The following is a 1,327-nucleotide window of genomic DNA, read 5'->3' on the forward strand; positions in this document are numbered from 1 at the left end:
CTGAGGTTCCCCCGTTGTTCGGGAGTTGCTGATCAGCTGGTCAGGAGGGGTTGGCGGGTGTTCAGGTTCGTTGGTTCGGCCGTCGCCTGGTCGGCGTAGTAGTGCTTCTCCTCGTACTCGATCGGGCTGAGGAAGCCGAGCCGTTCCTGGATGCGACGGGAGTTGTAGAAGCCATCGATGTACTCGAAGAGCGCGAGGTTCGCCTCAGCCCGGGTGGTGAAGGTCCGGCCACGGAGGCCCTCGGTTTTGATGAGCATCCAGAGGTTCTCCGCGAGAGCGTTATCGTACGAGTCGCCGACCGAGCCCATGGACGCCTCGACTCCAGCTCGCATTAGCCGGGTTGTGAGCTTGATCGACGTGTATTGACAGCCGTGGTCCGCGTGATGAATCAGCTGGCCGGGCTCGACCTCGCGGGACGCGAGGGCGTACTCCAGGGTGGTCAGCACCAGGTCGGCGTCCGCGCGGGCGGAAGTCTCCCAGGCGACCACTCTGCGGGAGAAGGCGTCGCGGATCGCTGAGAGCCACAGAGGCCCCTCACCGGTGGAGATCATGGTGAGGTCGGTGACCCACAACCGGTTCGGAGCCGATGCGGTGAAGTCCCTGTTGACCAGGTCCGGGGCCAGGGTGGCCTTCGGGTCCCGGCGCGTGAAGCCCTTGCGGCGTGGGCTCACCCCCGCGATATCGGCATCGCGCATCAGTCGCTCGACCCGCTTGCGGCCCACGTGGACGCCCTCACGCTTGAGGACGGCGTGTACCCGCGGCGAGCCGTAGTTGCCGCCGGAATCCGCGTGGATCTCCTTGATCCTCTCGGTCAGCTCGACGTCACGGCGCCTTCGCTCGCACGGCTCGGTCTCCGCACGGCGCCAGCGGTAGTAGGTGGAGGAGGGGATGTGCAGTTCCCGAAGTACGCACTCGACTCCCAGGCGCGGGTGCTCGTCAACGAGCGCCGTCACCTGGGCCGGGTCGGGTCGAGTTGCGCCGCGAAAAACGCTGAGGCCGTCCGCAGCACGTCGTTGGCCCGCTTGAGCTGGACATTCTCCTTGCGCAGGGCCGCGAGCTCGGCGCGTTCGTCGGTGGTGAGCCGGTCATCGCGTTCGCCGGCGTCCGCCTCGGCCTGGCGGATCCAGCCACGCAAGGCCTCGGGATGCACGCCGAGGCCGACGGCCAGCTTCTTGATCTGGGGCTTCGGCTCCGCGGTGCGATACATCCGCACCGCACGCTCACGCAACTCGAGCGAGTACTTCCGGGGTGCAGCCATGGCCACTGGTCCTCTCATGAGTCCCATCTGACCCGATGTCAACACTCTCCGCATCCCGGGGGAACCTCA

Annotated in this window: 2 protein-coding genes; both read right to left on the reverse strand. The window is 66.6% G+C overall.

The window, feature by feature from the left end; genetic code table 11:
- Nucleotides 1-32: 32 nt before the first annotated feature.
- Complete coding sequence (locus ACIBEA_RS44610) at nt 33-953, reverse strand: IS3 family transposase (protein WP_399270319.1); 921 nt, start codon at nt 951-953, stop codon at nt 33-35.
- Nucleotides 950-1,258, reverse strand: coding sequence for a transposase (locus ACIBEA_RS44615; protein WP_399270321.1), 309 nt, complete (start codon nt 1,256-1,258; stop codon nt 950-952). The genes ACIBEA_RS44610 and ACIBEA_RS44615 overlap by 4 nt, the downstream gene beginning before the upstream one ends.
- Nucleotides 1,259-1,327: the final 69 nt, after the last annotated feature.

The organism is Streptomyces sp. NPDC051555 (assembly GCF_044454405.1).
Classification (GTDB): domain Bacteria; phylum Actinomycetota; class Actinomycetes; order Streptomycetales; family Streptomycetaceae; genus Streptomyces.

Excerpts from the sequence above, each read along its gene's own strand:
- ACIBEA_RS44615 (WP_399270321.1), bottom strand. The coding sequence starts at position 1,258 with ATGGCTGCACCCCGGAAGTACTCGCTCGAGTTGCGTGAGCGTGCGGTG.